Here is a 25,410-nt window from a genome sequence, read left to right on the forward strand (position 1 = left end):
CATGCCCGTCACACGATGGCTTAAAACGTCGAGCGTTCCTGGCGCTTCCAGACGCAATTGAAGCCTGTGTGCCGCCTCTCGCGGGGCATGTCAGTCTGCACCGCTCAATCGACCCTGCGCCGATCAAGCAGTCACTTCTCAATACGGCTCGCCGACCCGCACGATTTTCAGCGTATTGGTGCCGCCAGCCTGACCCATCGGCTCGCCGACGGTCAGCACGACCATGTCGCCGTGCGACGCGTAACCCTTCTTCACCACGGTTTCCAGCGCCTGTTGCAACGCGGTGTCGCGGTCGGTGTTGGTGTCCAGATGCAGCGAAGTCACGTTGCGGTACAGCGCCATGGCACGCTCACTGCCGATTCGCGGCGTGAGCGCGAAGATCGGCACGTGGGTCCAGTGACGCGACATCCACAACGCGGTCGAGCCGGATTCGGTCAACGCGACAATCGCCTTCGCGCCAAGGTGGAACGCCGTGAACAGCGCGCCCATCGCGATCGACTGGTCGATGCGGGTGAACGTGCGGTCGAGGAAATCCTTGTCCAGTTCCGACTGTTCCGACTTCTCGGCTTCGACGCAGATCGCCGCCATCGTCTCGATGGTCTGCACCGGGTATTTGCCCGCCGCCGATTCCGCCGACAGCATCACCGCGTCCGTGCCGTCGAGCACCGCGTTCGCGACGTCCGACACTTCGGCGCGGGTCGGCACCGGCGCGTAGATCATCGACTCCATCATCTGGGTCGCGGTGATCACGAACTTGTTCGACTCGCGCGCCATGCGGATCATCCGCTTTTGCAGCGCCGGCACTGCGGCATTGCCCACTTCCACCGCCAGATCGCCGCGCGCGACCATGATGCCGTCCGACGCGTCGAGAATGCCTTGCAGCGCCGGAATCGCTTCGGCGCGCTCGATCTTCGCGATCATCTTCGGCTTGATGCCGTACGGCGCACCGGCGATGTTCGCCAGTTGCCGGGCCATTTCCATGTCGGTCGCGTTCTTCGGGAACGACACGGCCACGTAATCGACACCGAGCGACATCGCCGTGCGGATGTCTTCCATGTCTTTCGCGGTCAGCGCGGGGGCCGTCAAACCGCCACCCTGACGGTTGATGCCCTTGTTGTTCGACAGCTCGCCACCGATCTTCACGATCGTGTGAATCTCGCTGCCAATTACGCGTGCGACGTTCAGGACGATCAGGCCGTCGTTGAGCAACAGCACGTCGCCTGCTTTCAGATCGCGCGGCAGGTCCTTGTAATCGAGACCGACGCGTTGTTCGTTGCCGAGTTCGCATTCGGCGTCGAGGATGAACGGCTCGCCGGCAACGAGCATGATCTTGCCGTTTTCAAATTTGCCGACCCGGATTTTCGGGCCCTGCAGGTCCGCCATGATGGCGACTTCGCGGCCGGCCTGACGGGCCGCCTCGCGCACGAATTCGGCGCGTTGGCGGTGGTCGTCGGCGGTGCCGTGCGAGAAATTGAGCCGCACCACGTCCGCTCCTGCCTGAATCATTTGCAGCAGGACTTCCGGCGTGCTGGAAGCCGGTCCGATGGTAGCGACAATCTTGGTAGCGCGATGCATGAGTCTCCTCGTCTGGATGGGATCGCTGGGAAAAGCGCTGCGAGTCGGATGCGGAGGCTGCGCACCGAAAGATGATGCGAGGGGTTGCGCGCCGGTTGAAACCAGCGTCGCTTTATTGGTAAAGGCGGTGTTCGAGACCAGCACGGGGGGTGCCGGTGGGGGCGCGAGCTCTGCGTGTTCGTGCGGGAGTTCAGCCTGCGACGGCGCGTTCTGCGCAACAGGGTCAACGGACGATTCTGCTGCTTCGTCGATGGTGGCCGTGGTCAACTCCGCGAGCGCGAGAGACGAGCCGGATTGTTCTGCTTCAACTGACGCTGCAGACGCCGCCGGAGTGGCGGCGGAGCGCACTGCGCGCTCCCCTGCCGTCGTTGCTGCGGTGCCGCGCGCCGGTTTGGCGCCGCGCGTTTTAGCAGACTTTGTCGAGGGGGAGCGCGTCGTCACGTTAAGCCCGCGATTCCAGGATTTCGACAGCCGGCAACTTCTTGCCTTCGAGGAACTCGAGGAAGGCGCCGCCGCCCGTCGAGATGTAGCTGATTTTTTCCTGGATGCCGTACTTGGCGATGGCCGCGAGCGTGTCGCCGCCGCCTGCAATCGAGAACGCGCCCGACTTGGCGATCGCGTCTGCCAGCGTCTTCGTGCCGTTGCCGAACTGGTCGAATTCGAACACGCCGACCGGGCCATTCCACACGATCGTGCCGGCCTTTTCGAGCTGCGAGGCGAGCGTTTTCGCGGTTTCCGGTCCGATGTCGAGGATCATGTCGTCGTCTTGAACATCGGCGACTGCCTTGATTTCGGCCTTGGCGGTGGGCGAAAACTCTTTCGCGGTGACCACGTCGACGGGGATCGGCACCGAGGCGCCACGGGCCTTCGCGGATTCGATAATGGCTTTGGCTTCTTCGAGCAGATCGGCTTCGGCCAGCGACTTGCCGATCTTCAGGCCGGCAGCCAGCATGAACGTATTGGCAATGCCGCCGCCGACGATCAGCTGATCCACCTTGTCGGCGAGCGACTTCAGAATGGTCAGCTTGGTCGACACCTTCGAGCCGGCGACGATCGCCACCAGCGGACGCTTCGGCGCGCCGAGCGCCTTGCCGAGCGCTTCGAGTTCAGCCGCGAGCAGCGGACCGGCGCAAGCGACCGGCGCGTACTTCGCGATGCCGTGGGTGGTGGCTTCGGCGCGGTGTGCGGTGCCGAACGCGTCGTTCACGTAGATGTCGCAGAGCTTCGCCATTTTCTGCGCGAGCTCGTCGGAATCTTTCTTTTCGCCCTTGTTGACGCGGCAGTTTTCCAGCAGCACGACCGAACCCGGCGCCACGTTCACGCCGTTTTCGACCCAGTTCGCCACCAGCGGCACGTCGCGGCCGAGCAGGTCGGCGAGGCGCCTGGCGACCGGTGCGAGCGAGTCTTCCGGCTTGAAATCGCCCTCGGTCGGGCGGCCCAGGTGCGACGTGACCATCACGGCCGCGCCTGCGTCGAGCGCCGCCTTGATAGCCGGCACGGAGGCGCGGATACGGGTGTCTTCGGTGATGTTGCCTTGATCGTCCTGCGGCACGTTCAGATCGGCGCGGATAAACACGCGTTTGCCGGACAACTTGCCTTCGGCGATCAGATCGGAGAGACGCAATACCTTGTTCATGGGCGTGTGTGTGCGAGTTGATGAGAAGGCGGTGACGGGCGACGCGCGCGCTTCAAGCGCGGCAGACTCCAGCGCTTTTGCACAACGGCGGCTCCACAGGATCGGGCGCGGGCGGCATGGCCGCAGTTCTCGCGCCCTGCACCGGCGCGCTCAACCCGGAAACGAGCATTTTAACCGATCCAAACTGCCTTCTGACCCGCAACTGGGCGAATGACGCGTATTTGAAGATAAGCCTGCCGTGGTGCGACGCAACATTTTCAATCGTTCCAATTACATGAAGACGCGCAACAGAGTGAACACGACCATTCCGGTGACAATCGTGCCGAGCATGGTGCGCCGCCACAAAAACCAGCCGAGACCAGCCAGCGTCGCGTAAAACTCGTGATTGGACGGCGCGAACGACAGGCCGTCGGGCGTCGCCAGCACGTCGGGCAACACCACGGCGGCCAGCGCCGCGGCCGGCGCGTAGCGCAACATCCGTTGCACACGACCCGGCAAAACCGTGCGCTCGCCGCCGATTAGAAACATCGCGCGTGTCAAAGCGGTGACGAAGGTCATGCCGAAAATGGCGAGCCAGATTTGCGTGGATGTCATCGGGAATCTCCGGCGCTGTTGCGGATGCGGCGCAGATCGGCGCGCTCGACCATCAGGTCGGCGGCGCTGCCGGCCACGATCGCCGCAATCACCGCAAGCGGCAGCGCGAGCCGGTACGGCAGGTCGAAAGCGAGCAGCGAGACGACGCCCGCAATCGCGACCGCCACCAGCGTGGAACGCGTCGCGATCGCCGAGACCATGATGGGCAGCAAGGCCAGCGTGCCCGCCAGCGCCAGCCCCCAGTTATCGGGGATCAGGCTCGCGAGCAGGATGCCCGCAATCGACGACACCTGCCACGACAGCCAGCTCGACAGCGCCATGCCCCAGTAGTAAGCCTCCTTACCCGGCACGTAACCCGGCGCGAAGCTCTTCTTCTGGAACAGCAGATAGATGACGTCGCCGTTGAAATAGCCGAGCACGATGCGCCGCCACATCGGCAGATAGGAGAAATGCGGCGCGAGGCCGACGCTGAAAATGACGAAACGCGTGTTGACCATGGCCGCTGTGAGCAGCACGGTCCAGATCGGCAGTTTGGCGGCGAGCAGCGGCAGCACCGCCAATTGCGACGAGCCGGCGTAGCACAGCAGCGACATGGTGAGCGACTGCGGCAGCGTCAGCACCGACTTGCTCATCGCGATGCCGGTGACCAGCCCCCACGAGAAAATCGCCATCAGGGTGGGTGCGTAGTCGCGCGCGCCCTGACGGAAGGCACGGCGATCGAGATCTGACAGACGAGCAGGCATCAGGCGTAGCGCGCCCGCGCAAGGCGCGGCAACGAAGGGAGGTCGACGCCAGGAAAGTCAGACACCCGCTGGCGTATCCGGATTTGATTTATGCGTGCGCCGGATTATAGCGCCGGGCCTGCGGCCAAATGCCCGTTCCGTGTGCAAAAGACGCTAAAATAACGCTCTTGATTAGGCCCCGAAGAAAGTCTCCCTTGGGCAGCACGCCGCACGGGAAACCAACGGGCCACCCCGGTTTTCTTGCTCCACGGGGAGCCTGCGCGCAGCGTCAGGTCTGGGGGCACTCATAACGCACTGCTGGAGAATCGTATGTCAATGGCCGACCGCGACGGCAAGATCTGGATGGATGGCAAGCTCATCGACTGGCGCGATGCCAAGGTCCACGTGCTTACCCACACGCTGCACTACGGCATGGGCGTCTTTGAGGGCGTGCGCGCCTACAAGACGGCCGACGGCGGCACCGCGATCTTCCGTCTGCAGGAGCACACCAAGCGTCTGCTGAACTCGGCCAAGATTTTCCAGATGGACGTGCCGTTCGACCACGAAACGCTCGCCGCCGCGCAGTGCGAAGTGGTCCGCGAAAACAAGCTCGAATCGTGCTATCTGCGTCCGATCATCTGGGTCGGCTCGGAAAAGCTCGGCGTGTCGGCCAAAGGCAACACCATTCACGTGGCAATCGCCGCGTGGCCGTGGGGCGCTTACCTCGGTGAAGACGGCATCGCGAAGGGCATCCGCGTGAAGACGTCGTCGTTCACGCGCCATCACGTGAACGTGTCGATGGTCCGCGCGAAGGCGTCGGGCTGGTACGTGAACTCGATCCTCGCCAACCAGGAAGCCATCGCCGACGGCTACGACGAAGCGCTGCTGCTCGACGTCGACGGCTACGTGTCGGAAGGTTCGGGCGAGAACTTCTTCCTCGTGAATAACGGCAAGCTGTACACGCCCGACCTGTCGTCGTGCCTCGACGGCATCACGCGCGACACGGTCATCACGCTGGCGCGCGACGCGGGCATCCAGGTCATCGAAAAACGCATCACGCGCGACGAGGTCTATACCTGCGACGAAGCGTTCTTCACCGGCACTGCCGCCGAAGTCACGCCGATCCGCGAACTCGACAACCGTACTATCGGCTCGGGCTCGCGCGGTCCGATCACCGAGAAGCTGCAGTCGGGCTTCTTCGACATCGTGAACGGCAAGAGCGACAAGTACGCGCACTGGCTCACCAAGATCTAACGCGCGCTGCGCCGGTTTTTCTGCCTGGCCTCACGGCTGGGGCCGGATCCCGGCGCAACGCCCGCACCCTGCATACAACGAGAAAGTCCCATGAGCGAAATCAAGGAAATGCCGCTGGTCGAACTGTCGGCAAAAGACCTTCCGGCCTACTGCCCGAACCCGAACATGCCGCGTTGGAGCGCACATCCGCGCGTCTTTATCGACGTCACGCACGGCGAAGCGAAGTGCCCGTATTGCAGCACGCGGTACAAACTGCGCGACGGCGAAGTGGTCCGGGGTCACTGAACCCGGCACATCGTGCGTTGTGACTGGCGGCGCTGTTTGTCGAGCGGTGAGGTTTCGGCCTCGATTTGAAGTGCGTGGGTTGTCAGGTCGGCGGGTTACTGCCGGATGAGCGGAGCGATGTCTGGTTCGACATTGACTTCGTAGTTCGTGTCGTCGCCCGTCTGTTCCGTTGTCCGATTCAGCTTTATACGAATCGGCCTCGAACACGCCCCGACCGCCGGCACGCCCACGCTAGAACACACTCGACGTCACGCGCACCACAGCAGCAAAGCCGCAGTCGCGGTGCCACCGGCATGGCCGGAATGGCGTCACGCGGCAAGCGGTTTTTCCCCTTTTACCTATCCGAACGCCACGCGCACTGCGCGCGCAGCGTTTCGTTTCGACACCGGACACTCACTCTGATGCGTCGCGCGTTGGTTATCGCACCGAACTGGATCGGTGACGCATTGATGGCGCAGCCGCTGTTTGCGCGCCTCGTGAAATTGCATCCCCGCATCGTCATCGACGCGGTCGCGCCCTCGTGGGTCGCGCCCGTGCTCGAACGCATGCCGGAAATCCGCGACGTCTACGCCACCGACCTCGCGCACGGCAAACTGCAAATGCTGCGCCGCTGGCAACTGGCGAGCGATTTGCGCGACGTCGGCTACGACGCGGCTTACGTGCTGCCGAACTCGCTCAAATCCGCGCTGATTCCGTGGATGGCGGGCATTCCGCTGCGCATCGGCTACACCGGCGAAAGCCGCTACGGCCTGTTGAACGTGCGTCACGCGAATCCGCGCAAGGACGAGCGCCCGCCGATGGTCGGCCAGTACGCCGCCCTCGCCTACGCGCCCGGCGCGAAGATTCCCGACGACCTGCCGATGCCGCGACTCGACGCGGACCTGAACGAAGCGTCGCGCGTGTCGGCGCGCTTCAATCTCGACACGCGCGTGCCGCTGCTGGTGTTCTGCCCCGGCGCCGAATATGGTCCGGCCAAGCGCTGGCCGCCTGAGCATTTCGCGGCGCTCGCGCAGATGGTCGGCCAGTCGTTCCCATACACGCAGATCGTCGCGCTCGGCTCGCCGAAAGACGCGCCGCTCGCGCAGGCCATCGCCGAGAAAGCGCCCAACGTGCGCAACCTGTGCGGGCAAACCGCGTTGGGCGAAGCTTGCGCGCTGATCTCGCGAGCCAACGCCGTGGTCACGAACGACTCCGGCCTGATGCACGTGGCAGCCGCGCTGCGCCGCCCGCTGGTGGCCGTGTACGGATCGACCGATCCGCGCCACACCCCGCCCCTGTCGGAGCTTGCGAAGGTACAATGGCTTCATCTCGAATGCAGCCCCTGTTTTGAGCGCGAGTGTCCGCTCGGTCATCTGAACTGCCTCAAGCAACTGAGCGCCGAACAGGTATTCGGCGATTTGCGCGGCATGCTGCTCGCGCAACGCTGAGCCGATCAACCACACTCGCTGCTTGCAGTACCGCACGCCCCTTAAGCGCGTCGCGTCATGTTCGTGCCTCACGGCGCGAACATGCTGGCGCCGGGGGGCGACAAGTCCGGTGCGCCGGACTGTCCCGCTGACCGCTGCCCCGCAACCGCGCGCCGCGCACAAGAGACTGACGAGCCATGCCACGTTTTGCCCATATCTTCGAAGCCGCCGCCGATACCCTGAACGCCTACTATCAGGCCATCGCCGAGGTCAATATCGACAGCTTGATGGGCCTGTGGATCGACGAGGAGTTCGTTAGCTGCATTTGCGCCGACGGCTCCCACCTGCACGGCCTGGAAAGCATTCGCGCCGGCTTGCAGATCCAGCTCGAAACCGCGCCCGTTTCGATCGAACCGCTCGATATTCGCGTGTACGACAGCCTCGGCACCGTCGTCTATGCGATTGCCGAAGCGCATCGTCCGGCCGACCCGAAAGCCACGCCCAACATGGTGTTTACGACCTACGTGATGGTCCACGAACGCGGCGAGTGGCGCATCGCGCACATTCACGCGAGCCCGATGCCGAACGAAGCCGCCAGCCAGTTCGCCACCAAGATGCGGCATGGCCAGGGTTCGCTGCACTGACTCGGGGCCGCGTTTCCGGCTCGCGTTTTCATTTTTCGCTCTAACGCCGGCATGAGTTCGACGCCCAATAAACCTCTCTCCTCCGGCACGGCCCGCGCCGTCGCCGAGGCTGCCGTCGAGGCAACCGTCGATCTGCTATACCGCGCGCCGCTCTGGCTGCCGAACCGGCATGTGCAGACCATCGTTCCGTCGCTGTTCGCGCGCCGGCCATCGGTGTCGTTCCGGCGTGAACGCTGGGACACGCCCGACGGCGACTTCATCGATCTCGACTGGGTCGTGCATGACAGCCTGGCTGTGTCCGCGCCGCCGGTTCCCGCGCCCGACGCTCCCCTCTTCGTGCTGTTTCACGGTCTCGAAGGCAGTTCGGCGTCGCATTATGCTGCGTCGTTGATGTCGGCCGCGCAGCAGTACGGCTGGCACGGCGTCGTCCCGCACTTTCGCAGTTGCAGCGGTTCGCTAAACCGCCTGCCGCGCTTCTACCATCTCGCCGACAGCGCCGAAGTCGATTGGGTGCTGCGACGCCTGCGCGCCATGCATCGCGGGCCGATCGTCGCGGCAGGCGTGTCGCTCGGCGGCAACGTGCTGCTGCGCTGGCTTGGCGAGCAGCGCGACGGGGCCGCGTCGGTGGTCTCGGCGGCTGCCGCGATTTCGGCGCCGATCGACGTGCATGCCGGTGGCCGCGCGTTGTCGCAGGGCTTTGGCCTCGTCTACACGCGCAGTTTCCTGAAAACGCTCAAACGCAAAGCCGAGCAGAAGCTGGCCCAGTTTCCGGGTCTGTTCGACCGTGACGCGATGCTGGCGAGCCGCACGATGTACGAGTTCGACAACGTGGTGACCGCGCCGCTGCACGGTTTTCGCGATACCGACGATTACTGGAGCACCGCGACCACGCGCCCGCTGCTGCCGCACATCGAAGTGCCGACGCTCGTGCTGAACGCGCGCAACGATCCGTTCCTGCCGGCCGAGGCGTTGCCGTCGCCGCGGGAGGTGTCGGCGGCGGTGGAACTCGATCAACCCGAGCACGGCGGCCACGCCGGCTTTATGACCGGGCCGTTCCCGGGCCGTATCGACTGGCTGTCGCGGCGCGTGTTCGGTTATCTGGAGCGGCACATCGATCATGGATGACATCGTCAGGCAGGCATTGGCCAAGTGGCCGAACGTTCCCAGTTGCACCGGCTGGCTGATGCTGGACCGGCGCGGCAACTGGCGCATGCGCGACGAAGCGGCTCAGGCGAGCGGCTCGCCGGGCACGCCGATCCGGCACGACGCATTGCTCGGCTTCATCAACCGGAATTACGATGCCGACGAGCATGGGCAGTGGTATTTCCAGAATGGGCCGCAGCGGGTGTATGTCGAGTTGGGGTACACGCCGTGGGTGGTGCGACTGTCGGCGGATGCCGATGGCGCGCTCACGTTGCGGGACCAGGCGGGCGGCGCGTTCGAACCGGCCGCCGTGTTCGTCGATGAAGAAGGCGGGATTCTGTTTGGCGACGTTCAGGCGCCAGCCAGAATCGCCGTGTTGCACGATCACGATCTGGACATCTTCTCCGAACACGCCACGCTCGCCGACGATTCGTTGGGCGGCGAATTCCACTGGAACGGGCAAACCAGCCTGCCGCTGCATTCCGTGCGACGAGCGGATGTCGCCGAACGGTTCGGGTTCGTGGCGAGTCCGGCAGCGCGGGTTTGAGAGTTTGTCCGCTTGGGGTGGCACCGGTCGGGCGAACCTGTGCCCGGACCCCGTAGTTAGCAGAATCCGCTAGCTCTTTTCGTCGAGCCGCTCCTCCTTATAACGGCTCTCCATCTCGTGAAGTCTTGCGTCGACGGTCGCGAGGTCGTAGTAGGCGATTGTCTTCAGGTCACGTGCGTCCTTCAGTTGCCGGATCGCCGACGGCCACGCTCCCTCAAGCGCAAACTTTTCCGCCATCGCCCGATGCTGCGTCAACGCATCGCCGCTGCCCGCGCTGGCCTGCGCCAGATAGAGCCACCACGCCGGCTGGTCGGGGTGCGCGCGCGTTTCCTTTTGCGCGAGCACCTGCGCATCGGCATAGCGCTTCAAGGTCAGCAACGTGCGGATATGCATGTCGATCGCCGCATTCGACTGCGGCCAGCGCTGCTGCGCGAATTCGGCGAGACGGGCGGCTTCGTCCGCGTGGCCCGCACGACGCGCGATGTCGGCGGCCAGCACGTCAAGGCTCGGCGAACTGCGCGCGGGCTCGCCCTCGCTCCGCTCGCCGCCGGCGAAAGTCGCACGCGATGTCGCGAGCGACGCCGCCGCGTCGTCATAACGTTCGAGCAGCATCTGACCGAACGCGATCCCATACCAGTTGGCCGCGATGTTGAGCGCCGTGCGGTCGTCGATTTCGGTGCGCATCCGCGAAATCTCGTCGGCGTATTCGCTGCGCGAGCGATCCTGCAGCAGTCGCGCACGCGCGCGCACAAAACCGTATTCCGGCGACTGATGCGGCTGCCGGTACGCCGCCCGTCGCGCGCGGTCTTCCATGTCGGCGATCCGTTCGCCAGTCAGCGGATGGGTGCGCGCGTAGGCCGGCACGCCCATGTCGCTCATCGCCGCCCGATCGAGGCGGCCGAAGAAGGCGCTCATCGCGTAGGGATCGTAGCCCGCGCCTGCAAGCAGCAGAAAGCCGACGCGGTCGGCCTCCTGCTCGGCGGAACGCGAGAAACGCAACTGGTTGTCGACCGCGTACGCCTCGCTGCCGAGCGCGATCGCGCTGCCGAGGTCACCGCTGTGCGCGAGCACGCCCGCCAGCACCGCGAACAGCATGCCGGCGAGCGCGGCGTAGGTGCTGTGCTCGCCGGCGGTGATCATCCGCGAGATGTGACGTTGCAGTACGTGTCCCATTTCGTGACCGAGGACCGACGCCAGTTCCGACTCGGTTTGCGTCGTCACGATCAGGCCCGTGTTCACGCCGATAAAGCCACCGGGTAGCGAGAAGGCGTTGATCTGCGTGTCGCGCACCGCGAACAGATCAAAGTCCGGCCGATAGCCGCCGATATAAAGCGCGCTCGCCGCCGCAGCCAGTTTCGCGGCGACGGAGTTCAGGTAGTCGCGCACCAGCCAGTCGTCGAGGTAGTCGGGGTCGCGGCGCACGTCGCGCATGACGCGTTCGCCGAGCTTGCGCTCGGCTTGCGGCGTGAGCGTGCCGGCGCCGCCGCTGCCGAGGTCGGGCAACTGTTGCGTGGCGACCGGGTTGCGCCAGTTCGTGACGCCGGAATTGCCGGAGAAGCGGCTCTGCGCGCCGCCGTAGACGCCGAATACGCCCTGCGCGATGGCGGGCGGCACGATGGGATCGACGTGGGGATCGGCATAGGACCCGGTTGGGCCGCTCACCAGCGGGGAGTCGGCGGATTGCGCGGCGGGCGTGTTGAGCGCGATGCTCGAAGCGGAATACGATTGGGCGAACGCGCCCGGCGGGGTCGCGAGCGCGAGTGACAATAACGCAGTAAGAAACCGTTTCGGACGCATCGCAGGGTCGGTAGCACGGAGTCAAAAGGCGACGCCCGCCGCTCGGACTAAGATAGCGGGCATGAGGCAATTGTAGTCAGTCGTGTGCGCGATTCGGCGGGCTTGTTGCGTGACTGTTGCGGGCTTTTTGCAAGACGGTTGCACTGCCTGCCGCTTTGGTTGCTGCAGGGCTGCCGCTGCGGTTTCCGGTTTCCGGTTTCCGGTTTCCGGTTTGCGGTTTGCGGTTTGCGGTTTGCGGTTTGCGGTTTGCGGTTTGCGGTTTGCGGTTTTGCGCGTACCACGGGAACGCGCTCGTGGCACGCCGCGACCGCGCTGCTATGATAGGCGCCCTCTTAAGGAGCCCAACCATGCCTGAACTCACTCATTTCGACGCTGCCGGCCAGGCGCATATGGTGGATGTCGGCGGTAAAGAGGAAACGCGGCGCATCGCGATTGCGCGCGGCTCGATCCGCATGCTGCCCGAAACGTTCGCGCTGATCCGCGACGGCAATGCCAAAAAAGGCGACGTGATCGGCATCGCGCGAATCGCGGCGATCCAGGGATCGAAGCGCACCGCCGATTTGATCCCGCTATGTCATCCGCTCGCGCTGACGCGCGTCAAGGTCGATTTCGAACTCGACGAAACGTTGCCCGGCGTGCACTGCACGGTTCAGGTCGAAACGCTTGGCCGGACCGGCGTGGAGATGGAGGCGCTAACCGCCGTGCAAGTCGGCCTGCTGACGGTGTACGACATGTGCAAGGCAGTCGATCGCGGGATGACGATCACCGATGTGAAAGTGCTGGAGAAGCACGGTGGGAAATCGGGGGATTGGGTCGCGGGTTGATGACCGCTTAAGTCATCGCCCCGCTCGCCTGTTACCGCCTGCTCTTTATATTTGCGGTGCAGATAGCGACAACTCAATCGTCGTCGCTGTCGTCGTCCTGATTCACGTTGGACGGCGGCGTGCCAAAGCGCTTGACCAGTTCGTCCTTGAAACCTGCCAGCGATTTCTGTTCGTCCACGAGCTCGTACAGAAAGCCCAACTGCGACGGCCAGTCCTTCAACTCTTCAGAAAAAATCTTCAGACGGTCGACCGTGTCGAGCGCGCCCGCCGTATCGCCGCCCAGCGCCTGCAGCACCGCATAACGTCGCAGCACGGTTTCGCCCGGCAGCAGCGCAATCGCCTGCTTGTGCATGTCGAGTTTGTGTTGCAGGTTCATGCCGTTCATCGGCTGAAGCGTCGCCATACCGTATTCGCCCCACGCGCGGAACAGGAACGACGGATCCGCCGCATATTGCTCGGCGGGACGCGAACCGTAATACAGCACCTCGGCACGCGCGTAATCGCGATACACCGGATACAGCGCCGCCAGCCCGCCAAACACCACCACCGCAAACGCGCCGAACGAAAGCCGCGCGGGCACGAACCGCAACGGCCGCGTCTCGAGCACGCCGAACACGAACATCGCGGGCAACAGAAAGAACATGTACTGCTGCGGATATTCGACCAGCGCATGCATGGTCAGCACGCCGATCAGCGCGATGCCGAATACACGCGCCGCGCTTTGTGGAGCGCGCACCACGCGCACGAGCCACGCCACCAGCCCCAACAGAACGATCGCCACGCCGATCAGGCCAGTTTTCGCGAGCAGGTCGATGAAAATATCGTGCGAGTTATTGGCGATCTCGACACCACCGAGCTTCTTCACGTACTCGAACTGATAGCTCGGAAATTCGCCCCAACCCACGCCCAGCAACGGATGCGTCTTGAACATCGTCCAGCCGTACTTCCACAGCGCGAGACGCGGCGCGATCTGACTCGCGTCCTTCATGCGCTCTGCGGCCGACTGCCCGAGTTCGAGGTGATAGCGCACGTTAGCCCAGCGGATCACCGCGTTGACCACGAAGAACAGCACTGCAAGCGCGATCGGAATGATCCACTCGCGGTTGCTGCGGCGAAGCAGCGGCTCGTTGCGGGTCTGCGCGAATGCCATCCAGAAACCCGCCACCACGATCACGCCCATTTGCAGCCACGGTCCGCGCGACACGGTAAGCGCGAGGCCAACGGCGAAAATCGTCGAGACGAGCAGCCAGATGCTGACGGCGAGGCGGCGTGTCTGCACGAGGAACAGAGCGCCCGCCATCGCAAACGCAATGTAGGTAGCGAGGTGGTTCGCCTGTGCCATATTGCCGAACGGCCGACGCTCGACGGTCACGTTATAGGCCACCACGAGCGGCGACACGCGCGTCTCGAGGTGAAACAACTGGATCACCTGACTGAACACCGCAAACAGCCCACCGACGATCAACGCCCCGGCCGCCCAGCGCAACGCCGTATCGCCGAGCTTGACGCGCGTAAAGCCGTAACCGGCATGCGTCGCCATGAAGGCCGCCAGCAGGAAACCGCCGCCGAGCCAGTTCATCGACGGTTGCGACACCGGCAACACAATCGATTGCGTGATCAGCAACAGCCCGAACAGCAACGGCACCAGCGCAACAACCGGCGACGCGAACGCAACGCGCGGCTTCGCGGTCGCGACCAGCAGCACGACGCCCGCCCCCGTCAGCAGATACAGCGCGAGTGCGGTGAATTCGGCGTAGAAGGTCGGAATCGGATACGTGTGGTTGACGACTGCATAAGGCAGCACCAACGCGAGAGCCAACAGAATGAGAGACAGGTACCGCGCGAAAGGGGTGGGCATCGATTAACCGGAGGGCGTCAGCAACCGGCGCACTATACAAAAAATTCCTCCTGCTGTGCGCCGGCCGGGCTGAAATAGGCCAAAAATCAGCGCTTTACGTTCTTCCTACGACGTTCCGCCCTCTCGCATGTCATCCGGCATCATCTGCCGCCTCCGGTCACGAACGGCATTCCGGCGGGGCGAGATTCGACGCGAGGGTGGGCGCATCGGCGGGAGCGGGTCCTGCACCAGGCGCAGGCAGCGAAGACGCGGTTTTGCCGCCCGCGAAACACTCCCACGTGAGTGCGCCGCCCTGGGCCGCATCCTTGCTCAAGGCGACCCGTGCGGTGGGCGCGTCCGCGTTGTCAGGCACTGACGGCACGAGCGTCAGCGTGTTCGATCCAACAGGGGCCACGCGTGTCGTGAAGGCAATCGTGATCTGGCCGGTGGTGTCGTCGACCTGGATCGACTCGACGTTGCGCGTGGAGGGCGGCGACGCGAAACCGCCGCTGAACACATTGCCGCTCGCGGCATTCTCAGCCACCGCAATTCGCGCCGCCGACGCCAGCGACAAGCCCTCGCCCACCCGGCTGCGCGCCAGATAGTCCTGATACGCGGGAATTGCGTACGCGGCGATCACGCCGACAATCGCCAGCACGATCATCAGTTCGATCAAGGTGAAGCCGACGCCGAAGCGGCGAAACGCGCTCGCCAGTCGCGCGGGCCAGTTTGCTCGCCGGAAGGCGGAGCGCGCGGAAAGCGTGGCGTGGGAATAAGGGGAATACGGCAAGGTGACGATCATCGGCTGGCTCCTGAAACGAAAAACGCCTGGCCCGCGGTGTGGGGACAGGCGTTTCAATCGTAGCCAGCGAGGCTCGCAACCGACAGTCAGCCGAATGGCTAATGTTGTGAATCTCGCGGCAGTATCAAGCTGCCGCGCGATTCGCGTTCCGTCGCTTGAGCAGATAGCCGACGATCAGCACGAACAACGCACACGCGACGCTCATTCCATATTCGGCGACGGGCGTGTCGAGAATCGGCCAGCGGTCGCCAGCCGGATCGTTGATCATCAGACCGCCCGCGATCCAGCCGAGCAACGCCGCGCCCAACATGATGACGACCGGGAAGCGATCGAGCAGCTTGAGCACCAGCTGACTTCCCCACACGATCAGCGGAATACTCACCACCAGCCCGAAAATCACCAGCGCCAACCTGTGCTCGTGCTCAGCCGCTTCCGCCGCACCGGCGATTGCGATTACGTTGTCCAGGCTCATCACCGCATCCGCGACGATGATGGTCTTGACCGCCGAGATCAGCTTGTCGGCCGGCTTGACGTTTTCATGCGCGTCGTGTGCAGGGGCCAGCAGCCGCACGCCGATCCACAACAGCAGCAGACCGCCCGCGAACTTCAGCAGCGGCACGTCGAGCAGCACCACCGCAAACGCAATCAGCGCCACGCGCAGCACAATCGCGCCCGCCGTCCCCCACAACACGCCTTTGAAACGTTGCGACGGCGGCAGGTTGCGGCAGGCCAGCGCGATCACGACGGCGTTATCGCCACCCAGCAGGATGTCAATGACGATAATCTGAAAGACCGCGCCCCAGTGCAGGGTGGCAAAGAATTCGAGCATGACTGAAAGAATAGGAAGGAATCTGACGCGCGGACGAAAAAAAGCGGGGGAGTTTGCACTCCCCCGCTTTTCAGACCGCACGTTCACGAAAGGACTTCGTAAGCGTATCAAAAAACGCGCCGGTATCGCATGCAGATAACGCGCGCGAATTCAGATTTACAGCATCGCCTTCAGAAGACGCGCCATTTCCGACGGGTTCTTCGTGACCTTGATACCGCATGCGTCCATGATTTCCAGCTTGGCATCAGCCGTGTCTGCACCGCCCGAGATCAGCGCGCCGGCGTGGCCCATGCGCTTGCCCGGAGGCGCCGTGACGCCGGCGATAAAGCCAACCACCGGCTTCTTCATGTTGTCCTTGATCCACTCAGCAGCATTCGCTTCGTCCGGACCGCCGATCTCGCCGATCATGATGACGGCGTCCGTATCCGGATCGTCGTTGAACATCTTCATCACGTCGATGTGCTTCAGACCGTTGATCGGGTCGCCGCCGATACCGACTGCCGACGATTGGCCGAGGCCGATTGCCGTCAGTTGGCCGACTGCTTCGTACGTCAGCGTGCCCGAACGCGACACGACGCCGATGCGGCCCTTGCGGTGGATGTGACCCGGCATGATGCCGATCTTCAGTTCGTCCGGCGTAATCGTGCCCGGGCAGTTCGGTCCGAGCAGCAGTGTCTTGCTGTTCTTCGCGCGCATACGTGCCTTGAGCTCGATCATGTCACGGACAGGAATGCCTTCCGTGATACAGATTGCGAGATCCAGGTCGGCTTCGACTGCTTCCCAGATGGCAGCAGCAGCGCCTGCCGGCGGAACGTAAATCACCGACACGGTCGCGCCCGTTTCAGCCTTGGCTTCAGCGACGCTTGCGTAGATAGGAATGCCTTCGAAATCTTCGCCGGCCTTCTTCGGGTTCACGCCTGCAACGTACGCTTCGCGGCCGTTTGCATATTCACGGCAAGCACGCGTATGGAACTGACCGGTCTTGCCGGTAATGCCCTGCGTGATGACCTTGGTGTCTTTGTTAATCAGAATCGACATGTATAAACCTCTGTTCGTTTGGCGTCACGCGGTGGCGCAGCGAGGGCGGAATGTTCTCGCCCGCGTCGCTATTGCGCCACTCACGCGCCGCCATTCGTAATCCTGGTAAACGCGCTCGGGGTTGGCTTACGCCTTGCCCGCAGCAGCCGCGACGACCTTTTGAGCCGCTTCTTCCATGCTGTCAGCCGCGATGATCGGCAGACCGGATTCAGCGAGCATCTTCTTGCCGAGGTCTTCGTTCGTGCCCTTCATGCGGACGACGAGCGGCACCTTCAGCGACACGGCCTTCGACGCCGCAATCACGCCTTCCGCGATCACGTCGCAGCGCATGATGCCGCCGAAAATGTTGACCAGAATCGCAGTCAGGTTCGGGTTCTTCAGCATGATCTTGAACGCTTCCGTGACCTTCTCGGTCGTGGCGCCACCGCCCACGTCCAGGAAGTTCGCCGGTTCGCCGCCGAACAGCTTGATGGTGTCCATCGTTGCCATGGCGAGGCCTGCGCCGTTCACGAGGCAGCCGATGTTGCCGTCGAGCGAGATGTACGCGAGGTCGAACTTCGACGCTTCGACTTCAGCCGGATCTTCTTCGTCCAGATCGCGATACGCGACGATTTCCGGGTGACGGAACAGTGCGTTCGAATCGAAGTTGAACTTGGCGTCGAGTGCGATGACCTTGCCGTCGCCGGTCAGGATCAGCGGGTTGATTTCGGCGAGCGATGCATCGGTTTCCCACGTTGCCTTGTACAGGCCTTGCAGGATGGCGCGTGCTTGCGGCAGCGAAGCGGCGGGCACGCCGATCTTCGTGGCGAGCTCGTCGGCTTCTGCGTCTTTCAGACCCGTTGCCGGATCGACAGCGATCTTGTGGATCAGCTCAGGCGTCTTTTCCGCGACTTCTTCGACGTCCATGCCGCCTTCGCTCGATGCCATCACGACGACCTTCTGCGAGATGCGATCGATCACCAGGCCGACATACAGTTCCTTCTTGATGTCAGCGCCTTCTTCGATCAGCAGACGGTTGACCTTCTGGCCTTCCGGACCGGTCTGGTGCGTGACGAGCTGCATGCCGAGGATCTGTTCCGAGTACTCGCGAACCTGTTCCAGCGACTTGGCAACCTTCACGCCACCGCCCTTACCACGGCCACCCGCATGGATCTGAGCCTTCACGACCCATACCGGGCCGCCGAGCTCTTCCGCGGCCTTGACCGCATCATCCACCGAGAAGACCGGCTTGCCGCGCGGTACCGCGACGCCGAATTTCCGCAGGATTTCCTTACCCTGGTACTCGTGAATCTTCATGCGTGATTCCCTTCAGTCTGAGAGTTGGGTTGAACATCGTTTCCGCTGCCGTCGTTCATGCCGGACGCGTCGCCGCCTCGTGTTGCATGGCGGACTGCCCCGTCGCCTGACGATGCCGCGCGTTCCGTGGAATACGGTGCGTGGCCATACCAGCGCGGATAAAACTGTTGCACCGCCTCGCCGTCGAAACGCAGCGCGTGGCAGCGTCCCAGCTGGAATGGCGGTTTGTCGTTGGAATGATCGCCTGTGCTGTTAGACGATTCGTCTCCTGAACCTCCGCCCGCGCCCGACGTGCTGTCATTGGTGTTCCACACGTCGCCGGCGAATGCCTGAATCGCGGCGGTCGGCAGGATTGCGCACAACTCTGTGAGATGGGTGCAACCAGCCGTGCCGCCGAGCAAACGGGCAGCATCGCGACGAAAGTTATGGAGCAGATTGAGCCCGATGAGGGCACGGTAGGCGGGATTGTTGACTTGGCACAAACCAGGATAGGGCACCCAGTCGGATGACGCTTCGGCGTCGACGACATTGAGTTTGCGATCGATGGTGATGCGAAGCCAGAGTTCATGGATCGGCTGACCATTGGGCCGGACGCCCGACGCAAGGGCCACATCGCGTGGCTTTTCGTCGGTCAAGCACGCTTCCACATCCCACAGACCATCGGCTCGCTCAAAAGCTTCCGCTCTGATTGCGCGACGATGGCGCAACTGACGGGACACTGGCGTGGAGAGCGGCATGCGGGAAGGAAAGGCCGGATTGGAAAACCCAAGAATTTTAGCATACTGGGTATTTGGGACAGGTCGGAATGCGCAATGAATCACTCCTACCTCGCCAAAAGTCAACGCGGCGATTCGTCGCCCTACTGGCCGTCCTACTCGTCCTCGATGCCCTTAAGGATTTTTCCGATCGTTGAACCGGAAAAACCACGCGACGCAAGGAAACGCATTTGCTTGGCGCGCTCGGCGGGTGTCTGGGGGAGTTCGCCGAACTTTTTGCTCCAAACGGCTTGAGCGCGCGCAAGTTCGGTGTCGCGCAGTTGGGCCTTGGCGTCTTCAACCAGCGTCTGGTCGAGCGCGTGCTGTTTCAGTTCGCCGAGAATCCGGCTGGCGCCTAGTTTCGACGAACGCCGGTGGATCAGGCTTTCCGCGAAACGTGAGTTGGAAAGCCAGTTCTCCGTTTCCAACGTATCGAGCACCGTTTCGAGGGAATCGGTTTCTTCGACGTATGGCTTCAGTTTGCGGGCGAGTTCGGCGCGACTATATTCGCGGCGCGAGAGATAGCCGAGTGCGCGTCCTTTTAGCGAACGTGCCGGGCGTTGGGATTTTTTGGCTTCGTCTTCGCCCGGCTTGACTGCGCCGGGCTCGCGACGCGAACGAGTGTAAGTGGTTTCGGATGGGTCCGAAACTGATGCTGAAGTGGATTCAGACTGGGCGCGCTGCGGGCTATGGCCAGCAGCGCGATCATGTGCGTCGAACGATTCGAACGGGTCGAACGAATCGTCCTCTTCATCACGCGGGCCTTCCGAGTGGCGTCCTGCATTGGACAACGGCCGGCCCTTGCGTATCACGTGATGGTTACTCTTCTTCGTCCGCGACTTCGGCGCTTGCACCGCCGGCTACGGCTTCTGCCATGGCATTCACGCCCAGCGATTCGCGGATACGGTTTTCGATCTCGCGAGCGATGTCCGGATTTTCGCGCAGGAATTCACGCGCGTTGTCCTTGCCCTGACCAATCCGTTCGCCGCTATAGCTGTACCACGCACCGGCCTTGTCGACGATCTTGGCTTGCACGCCCAGATCGATGATTTCGCCCTGACGCGAAATACCCTCGCCGTACAGAATGTCGAAAATCGCCTCGCGGAACGGTGGCGACACCTTGTTCTTCACGACCTTCACGCGGGTTTCGTTGCCGATCACTTCGTCGTTCTTCTTGATCGAACCGATACGGCGAATATCGAGACGCACCGACGCGTAGAACTTCAGCGCGTTACCGCCCGTGGTGGTTTCCGGGTTACCGAACATCACGCCGATCTTCATACGGATCTGGTTAATGAAGATGACCAGGCAGTTCGTACGCTTGATCGTGCCGGTGAGCTTGCGCAGCGCTTGCGACATAAGACGCGCCTGCAGACCCGGCAACGAGTCGCCCATTTCGCCTTCGATTTCAGCCTTCGGCACGAGCGCCGCGACCGAGTCGATCACGATCATGTCGATCGAACCCGAACGCACGAGTGCGTCAGCAATTTCGAGCGCCTGTTCGCCGGTGTCCGGCTGCGAGACCAGCAGGTCGTTCACGTTCACGCCGAGCTTGCGCGCGTACTGGATGTCCAGCGCGTGTTCCGCGTCGATAAACGCCGCCGTGCCGCCGATCTTCTGCATTTCAGCGATGACTTGCAGAGTCAGCGTGGTTTTACCCGACGACTCCGGACCATAGATTTCGACCACACGGCCACGCGGCAAACCGCCGACGCCCAGCGCGATATCGAGGCCGAGCGATCCGGTTGAAACCACCTGGATGTCTTCGACTACCTCACCTGCGCCGAGCCGCATGACCGACCCTTTGCCGAACTGCTTTTCGATCTGCGCGAGCGCGGCAGCCAATGCCTTGCTCTTTTCAGCAGTCAGTCCAGCCGAGCCTTTCTTGCTTTCTTCCATGAATCGTCCTTTGCTATGATGAACGGCGTCTGAGGCAGGTGTGCGGCCCCGAGTTTCAACCCACTCGGAAAGGACAGCACACGAAACTCAGACACTGTATAAAAAAACAGTAGTTTTGGCAAGCGCGATTCTCATGCGAACGCGCATTTTTACTGTCTCGCTGCCCAGACTACCCACAAAAATCTTTGGAGACCGCCGCGCCTGGAGCTATCCATGGTGCCGGCAACGCCAGGTTGGCGAATCATGCGAATTCTGATTGCCGAAGACGACAGCATACTCGCGGACGGTCTGGTTCGATCACTCCGCCAATCGGCCTATGCCGTCGATCACGTGAAGAACGGAGTCGAGGCCGATACCGCCCTTTCCGTGCAAAGTTTTGACCTGCTGATCCTCGATCTGGGCCTGCCGCGCATGTCCGGGCTCGAAGTGCTGCGTCGCCTGCGTGCGCGCAACTCCAACCTGCCGGTGCTGATCCTGACCGCCGCAGACAGCGTCGACGAACGCGTCAAGGGACTCGATCTCGGCGCCGACGACTACATGGCCAAGCCCTTCGCATTGAACGAACTCGAAGCGCGGGTGCGCGCACTGACCCGGCGCGGCGCGGGCGGCGGCCCGACCGTCGTGCGGCACGGCTCACTCGCGTTCGACCAGGTTGGCCGGATCGCCTATATCAACGAGCAGGTGATCGACCTGTCGGCGCGCGAACTCGGTTTGCTCGAAGTGCTGCTGCAGCGGATCGGCCGGCTGGTGTCGAAGGAACAGCTCGTCGACCATCTTTGCGAATGGGGCGAGGAAGTCAGCAACAATGCGATCGAGGTTTATGTGCACCGGTTGCGCAAGAAAATCGAGCCGAGCGGCGTGCGCATCATTACCGTGCGCGGTCTTGGGTACTGCCTCGAAAAAGCGGCAGCCGCGGGCAGCGCAGCCGCGAGTGCCTCCAACGCCGCGGCAATGACGGAACCCGCCGCGCCGGAAACGTCCGAGCCGCCCGCGTCGTCGCCGTCCGTCGCGATGCCCGCGAGCCACCACTACAAATAGAAGGCGCCCATGTCCGCACGCGCAGACCGCGCTCCGGCGCACGCGGCGGATCTCGACGAAGTGCGCGACGAGCGCTACGCCAACCCGTTCGCCCCGCCCGACGAAACCGAAGCCGCCGCCGAAGCCCGTCCCCGCTCGCTGTTCGGCGAGATTCTCGACTGGATGCTCGCGCCGCTGCTGCTGCTCTGGCCGATGAGCCTGGCCATCACCTATCTGGTAGCGAAGTCGATTGCGAACGGGCCGTTCGACCGCGCGCTCGAAACCGACGCGTACGTGCTCGCCCGCCAGATTCACCCGATCAACGGTGTGGCGGAATTGTCGCTGCCCGACTCCACCCGCGATTTTCTGCGCGCCGACAATGTAGACAGCGTGTTCTATCAGGTGCTCGGCACGCGCGGCGAACTGGTAAGCGGCGAGCGCGACATGCCGCTGCCGCACGAAGAGGACCGGCCACAGCCGGGCATCGTCGAATTCCGCGACGACGTGCTGCGCGGCAACGACATCCGCGTTGCCTACACGACCGTCGAATTTCCGCAGACGCCCGGCGCGCAGCCTGTACTGGTGCAGGTCGCCGAAACGCTCGACAAGCGCAGCGAGCTTGCCAACGACATCATCAAGGGCGTGATCCTGCCGCAGTTCGTGATCCTGCCGCTCGCGATCCTGCTCGTCTGGTTCGGCCTTTCGCGCGGACTGGCGCCGCTGCACGCGCTACAGGCGCACATCCGCGCACGTCGGCCGGATGATCTGTCGCCGCTCGAAGCGCGCCGCGCGCCGCCGGAAATCGAGCCGCTGGTGACGTCGTTCAACGATCTGCTGACGCGCCTCGAACAGAACATGGAGTTGCAAAAGCGTTTTATCGCCGATGCCGCGCATCAGATGAAAACGCCACTGGCCGGTTTGCGCACGCAGGCGGAATTGGCGCTGCGTCAGGATGCGTCGGCGGAAGTGCACCGCTCGCTCGAGCAGATCGCCACCAGTTCGGAACAGGCGGCGCGGCTCGTCACGCAGTTGCTGGCGCTGGCTCGCGCGGAAAACCGCATGTCCGGGCAGATTTTCACGCCGGTCGAAGTGACCGAGGTGGCGCGCAGCGCGGTACGCGAGTGGGTGCCGGCAGCGCTCGCGAGGCAGATGGATCTCGGCTACGAAGCTCCCGACGAGCCGGTCGAGGTGGACGGCAACCCGGTCATGCTGCGCGAAATGCTGTCGAACCTGATTGACAACGCGATCCGCTACACGCCGCCCGGCGGGCGCATCACGGTCCGGGTCCGGCATGACGTGGCGGCTCGGCTCGTGCATCTGGAAGTCGAAGATACCGGCTTGGGCATTCCGGTCGCCGAGCGCTCGCGGGTGATCGAGCGTTTCTACCGGATTCTCGGCCGTGAAGGGGATGGCAGCGGATTGGGACTCGCGATCGTCCGCGAAATTGCGACGATGCACGGCGGCGAGCTGACCATCGACGACAACGTCTACCAACAGTCGCCGAGGCTGGCCGGAACGCTCGTACGCGTCAGTTTGCATGAACACCAGCGGGGCGGGACTTACCCTAACGGCGGCTGACGGATCAACTCCAGCGCATCGACTTTGAGAGAAAATAGCCGAAGGTTAGCGACTTTTTGCGGTCAACTTAGCGACAAATGACAGAAAACCAACTTCATTAGCCCGCGCACCTTTTCACCCCGGCACGTCAGTACGCCGTAAGTTTCCACTCCAATAATCGGCTTCACGGGAACGCCTTCACCGGCGAACCGCGTGCATATCAATATTGGAGACGACATATGGCTACCGTTGGCGGGCAAATCTCGCACGTGCCGATGACGCACGATGAGAAGCGGGTGATCTTCGCATCGTCGCTGGGTACGGTTTTCGAGTGGTACGACTTCTATCTGGCCGGCTCGCTCGCGGCCTTCATCAGCAAGAGCTTCTTCTCGGGCGTCAATCCGACCGCCGCGTTCATCTTCACGCTCCTCAGCTTTGCCGCGGGTTTCGCGGTCCGGCCGTTCGGCGCGATCGTGTTCGGGCGACTCGGCGACATGGTCGGACGCAAATACACGTTCCTCGTGACGATCGTGATCATGGGTCTTTCGACCTTCCTGGTCGGCTTTCTGCCGGGTTATGCGTCGATCGGCATTGCATCGCCGGTGATCTTCATTGCAATGCGGATGCTGCAAGGCCTCGCGCTCGGCGGCGAGTACGGCGGTGCTGCAACCTACGTGGCCGAACACGCGCCGCCGGGACGCCGCGGCTTCTATACCGCGTGGATCCAGACGACCGCCACGCTCGGCCTGTTCCTGTCGCTGCTGGTGATTCTCGGCGTGCGCACGGCCATGGGCGAAGATTCGTTCGGCGCATGGGGATGGCGCATTCCGTTCATCGTGTCGATCCTGCTGCTGGCGGTGTCGGTGTGGATTCGTCTGCAACTGCATGAATCGCCGGTGTTCGAGCGCATCAAGGCTGAAGGCAAGACGTCGAAGGCGCCGCTGTCTGAAGCGTTCGGACAATGGAAGAACCTGAAGATCGTGATTCTTGCGCTGATCGGCCTGACCGCCGGCCAGGCCGTGGTCTGGTACACGGGTCAGTTCTACACGCTGTTCTTCCTGACGCAGACGCTGAAGGTCGACGGCAGCAGCGCCAACATCATGATCGCGATCGCGCTGCTGATCGGCACGCCGTTCTTCCTGTTCTTCGGCTCGCTGTCGGACAGGATTGGCCGTAAGCCGATCATCATGGCGGGCCTGCTGATCGCCGCGCTCACCTACTTCCCGCTGTTCAAGGCGCTCACACACTTCACCAACCCGGCGCTGGAAGCCGCAACCGCGCGCGCCCCGATCGTCGTGATCGCGGACCCGGCCGAGTGCTCGTTCCAGTTCAACCCGGTCGGCACGGCGAAGTTTACGAGTTCCTGCGATATCGCCAAGGGCGCGCTGTCCAGAGCCGGCCTGAACTACGAGAACGTCGCGGCGCCAGCCGGGACGATTGCGCAGATCAAGGTCGGCGACACGGTGGTCAACACGTTCAACGGCCGCGCCGCCGACGCGAAAGAGCAAGGCAAGGCGTTCGACAAAACCCTCGCCGCGACACTGAAGGGCGCGGGCTATCCGCCAAAGGCCGATCCATCGCAGATCAACTGGCCGATGAGCGTGGTGATCCTGACGATCCTCGTGATCTACGTGACGATGGTCTACGGGCCGATTGCGGCGATGCTGGTGGAGATGTTCCCGACGCGAATCCGCTATACGTCGATGTCGCTGCCCTATCACATCGGCAATGGCTGGTTCGGCGGCTTCCTGCCGGCCACCGCGTTCGCGATTGTGGCGACCAAAGGCAACATCTACTCGGGGCTGTGGTATCCGATCGTGATTGCGCTTATCACCTTCGTGATCGGGATGCTGTTCGTCAAGGAGACCAAGGACTCGGACATCTACGCGAAGGACTGACACCCCTCGCGCGCCTGATGGCCGAAGCATTTTAAAAAAATTGCGAACTGGGGGT

General features: G+C 63.1%; 24 protein-coding genes. 11 read left to right on the top strand and 13 right to left on the bottom strand.

Annotated features, from left to right (window positions below):
• Nucleotides 1–138: 138 nt before the first annotated feature.
• On the bottom strand, nt 139–1,575 hold the full coding sequence (gene pyk / locus BLS41_RS14430) for a pyruvate kinase (RefSeq protein WP_074765582.1): 1,437 nt from the start codon (nt 1,573–1,575) through the stop codon (nt 139–141).
• 442 nt (nt 1,576–2,017) lie between these two features.
• Nucleotides 2,018–3,211, bottom strand: coding sequence for a phosphoglycerate kinase (locus tag BLS41_RS14435; RefSeq protein WP_074765584.1), 1,194 nt, complete (start codon nt 3,209–3,211; stop codon nt 2,018–2,020).
• Nucleotides 3,212–3,327: 116 nt separating this feature from the next.
• On the opposite strand from BLS41_RS14435, the gene BLS41_RS39035 reads away from it, so the two are divergent.
• Nucleotides 3,328–3,489, top strand: a complete 162-nt coding sequence (locus BLS41_RS39035; RefSeq protein ID WP_171910229.1) for a hypothetical protein — start codon at nt 3,328–3,330, stop codon at nt 3,487–3,489.
• On the opposite strand, the gene BLS41_RS14440 is transcribed toward BLS41_RS39035, so the two are convergent.
• Together BLS41_RS14440 and BLS41_RS14445 are read right to left on the bottom strand one after the other, a co-directional pair.
• The gene (locus BLS41_RS14440) at nt 3,482–3,805 is read right to left on the bottom strand and encodes an AzlD domain-containing protein (protein ID WP_074765586.1); all 324 of its coding nucleotides are present in this window, start codon (nt 3,803–3,805) and stop codon (nt 3,482–3,484) included. The two genes, BLS41_RS39035 and BLS41_RS14440, sit on opposite strands and share 8 nt — an antisense overlap.
• Nucleotides 3,802–4,548 (bottom strand): AzlC family ABC transporter permease, encoded by a 747-nt coding sequence (locus tag BLS41_RS14445; RefSeq protein ID WP_074765588.1) that lies wholly within the window; start codon nt 4,546–4,548, stop codon nt 3,802–3,804. The genes BLS41_RS14440 and BLS41_RS14445 overlap by 4 nt, the downstream gene beginning before the upstream one ends.
• Nucleotides 4,549–4,857: 309 nt before the next feature.
• Here BLS41_RS14445 and BLS41_RS14450 point away from each other — a divergent pair, with 309 nt between their 5' ends.
• The 6 genes from BLS41_RS14450 (at nt 4,858) to BLS41_RS14475 (ending at nt 9,806) form a co-directional block, all read left to right on the top strand.
• Nucleotides 4,858–5,781 (top strand): branched-chain amino acid transaminase, encoded by a 924-nt coding sequence (locus tag BLS41_RS14450; RefSeq protein ID WP_074765590.1) that lies wholly within the window; start codon nt 4,858–4,860, stop codon nt 5,779–5,781.
• A 90-nt stretch (nt 5,782–5,871) separates the two neighbouring features.
• Nucleotides 5,872–6,066, top strand: coding sequence for a zinc-finger domain-containing protein (locus BLS41_RS14455; RefSeq protein ID WP_074765593.1), 195 nt, complete (start codon nt 5,872–5,874; stop codon nt 6,064–6,066).
• A gap of 401 nt (nt 6,067–6,467) precedes the next feature.
• On the top strand, nt 6,468–7,493 hold the full coding sequence (gene waaF / locus BLS41_RS14460) for a lipopolysaccharide heptosyltransferase II (RefSeq protein WP_074765596.1): 1,026 nt from the start codon (nt 6,468–6,470) through the stop codon (nt 7,491–7,493).
• Nucleotides 7,494–7,669: 176 nt separating this feature from the next.
• A complete protein-coding gene (locus BLS41_RS14465; RefSeq protein ID WP_074765598.1) occupies nt 7,670–8,116 on the top strand; it encodes a nuclear transport factor 2 family protein in 447 nt (148 codons plus the stop codon).
• A 51-nt stretch (nt 8,117–8,167) separates the two neighbouring features.
• Nucleotides 8,168–9,241: a hydrolase gene (locus tag BLS41_RS14470; protein ID WP_074765601.1), complete on the top strand. Its 1,074-nt coding sequence runs from the start codon at nt 8,168–8,170 to the stop codon at nt 9,239–9,241.
• Entirely contained in the window at nt 9,234–9,806 is a 573-nt protein-coding gene (locus tag BLS41_RS14475) for a DUF2946 family protein (protein ID WP_074765603.1), read from the top strand. The genes BLS41_RS14470 and BLS41_RS14475 overlap by 8 nt, the downstream gene beginning before the upstream one ends.
• A 69-nt stretch (nt 9,807–9,875) precedes the next feature.
• On the opposite strand, the gene BLS41_RS14480 is transcribed toward BLS41_RS14475, so the two are convergent.
• Nucleotides 9,876–11,603, bottom strand: coding sequence for a M48 family metalloprotease (locus BLS41_RS14480; protein WP_074765604.1), 1,728 nt, complete (start codon nt 11,601–11,603; stop codon nt 9,876–9,878).
• Nucleotides 11,604–11,950: 347 nt separating this feature from the next.
• Here BLS41_RS14480 and moaC point away from each other — a divergent pair, with 347 nt between their 5' ends.
• A complete protein-coding gene (gene moaC, locus BLS41_RS14490) occupies nt 11,951–12,427 on the top strand; it encodes a cyclic pyranopterin monophosphate synthase MoaC (protein WP_074765606.1) in 477 nt (158 codons plus the stop codon).
• Nucleotides 12,428–12,500: 73 nt separating this feature from the next.
• On the opposite strand, the gene BLS41_RS14495 is transcribed toward moaC, so the two are convergent.
• From BLS41_RS14495 to recA, 8 genes are all read right to left on the bottom strand, one after another.
• Entirely contained in the window at nt 12,501–14,285 is a 1,785-nt protein-coding gene (locus BLS41_RS14495) for a PglL family O-oligosaccharyltransferase (protein WP_074765608.1), read from the bottom strand.
• A gap of 157 nt (nt 14,286–14,442) precedes the next feature.
• A complete protein-coding gene (locus tag BLS41_RS14500) occupies nt 14,443–15,066 on the bottom strand; it encodes a pilin (RefSeq protein WP_074765610.1) in 624 nt (207 codons plus the stop codon).
• 124 nt (nt 15,067–15,190) lie between these two features.
• On the bottom strand, nt 15,191–15,895 hold the full coding sequence (locus BLS41_RS14505; RefSeq protein ID WP_074765612.1) for a TerC family protein: 705 nt from the start codon (nt 15,893–15,895) through the stop codon (nt 15,191–15,193).
• A gap of 156 nt (nt 15,896–16,051) precedes the next feature.
• Nucleotides 16,052–16,933: a succinate--CoA ligase subunit alpha gene (gene sucD, locus BLS41_RS14510; RefSeq protein WP_074765614.1), complete on the bottom strand. Its 882-nt coding sequence runs from the start codon at nt 16,931–16,933 to the stop codon at nt 16,052–16,054.
• 126 nt (nt 16,934–17,059) lie between these two features.
• Complete coding sequence (gene sucC / locus BLS41_RS14515) at nt 17,060–18,229, bottom strand: ADP-forming succinate--CoA ligase subunit beta (RefSeq protein WP_074765616.1); 1,170 nt, start codon at nt 18,227–18,229, stop codon at nt 17,060–17,062.
• Nucleotides 18,226–18,966, bottom strand: coding sequence for a DUF2889 domain-containing protein (locus BLS41_RS14520; RefSeq protein WP_074765618.1), 741 nt, complete (start codon nt 18,964–18,966; stop codon nt 18,226–18,228). The genes sucC and BLS41_RS14520 overlap by 4 nt, the downstream gene beginning before the upstream one ends.
• A gap of 134 nt (nt 18,967–19,100) precedes the next feature.
• Complete coding sequence (gene recX / locus BLS41_RS14525; protein ID WP_074766544.1) at nt 19,101–19,796, bottom strand: recombination regulator RecX; 696 nt, start codon at nt 19,794–19,796, stop codon at nt 19,101–19,103.
• Between the two features lie 7 nt (nt 19,797–19,803).
• Nucleotides 19,804–20,883, bottom strand: coding sequence for a recombinase RecA (recA, locus tag BLS41_RS14530; RefSeq protein WP_074765620.1), 1,080 nt, complete (start codon nt 20,881–20,883; stop codon nt 19,804–19,806).
• Between the two features lie 243 nt (nt 20,884–21,126).
• Here recA and BLS41_RS14535 point away from each other — a divergent pair, with 243 nt between their 5' ends.
• The 3 genes from BLS41_RS14535 (at nt 21,127) to BLS41_RS14545 (ending at nt 25,355) form a co-directional block, all read left to right on the top strand.
• A complete protein-coding gene (locus BLS41_RS14535; protein WP_074766546.1) occupies nt 21,127–21,921 on the top strand; it encodes a response regulator transcription factor in 795 nt (264 codons plus the stop codon).
• 9 nt (nt 21,922–21,930) lie between these two features.
• The gene (locus tag BLS41_RS14540; RefSeq protein WP_074765622.1) at nt 21,931–23,478 is read left to right on the top strand and encodes a sensor histidine kinase; all 1,548 of its coding nucleotides are present in this window, start codon (nt 21,931–21,933) and stop codon (nt 23,476–23,478) included.
• A gap of 218 nt (nt 23,479–23,696) precedes the next feature.
• Complete coding sequence (locus tag BLS41_RS14545; protein ID WP_074765624.1) at nt 23,697–25,355, top strand: MFS transporter; 1,659 nt, start codon at nt 23,697–23,699, stop codon at nt 25,353–25,355.
• Nucleotides 25,356–25,410: the final 55 nt, after the last annotated feature.

Source organism: Paraburkholderia fungorum, from assembly GCF_900099835.1.
GTDB lineage: Bacteria > Pseudomonadota > Gammaproteobacteria > Burkholderiales > Burkholderiaceae > Paraburkholderia > Paraburkholderia fungorum_A.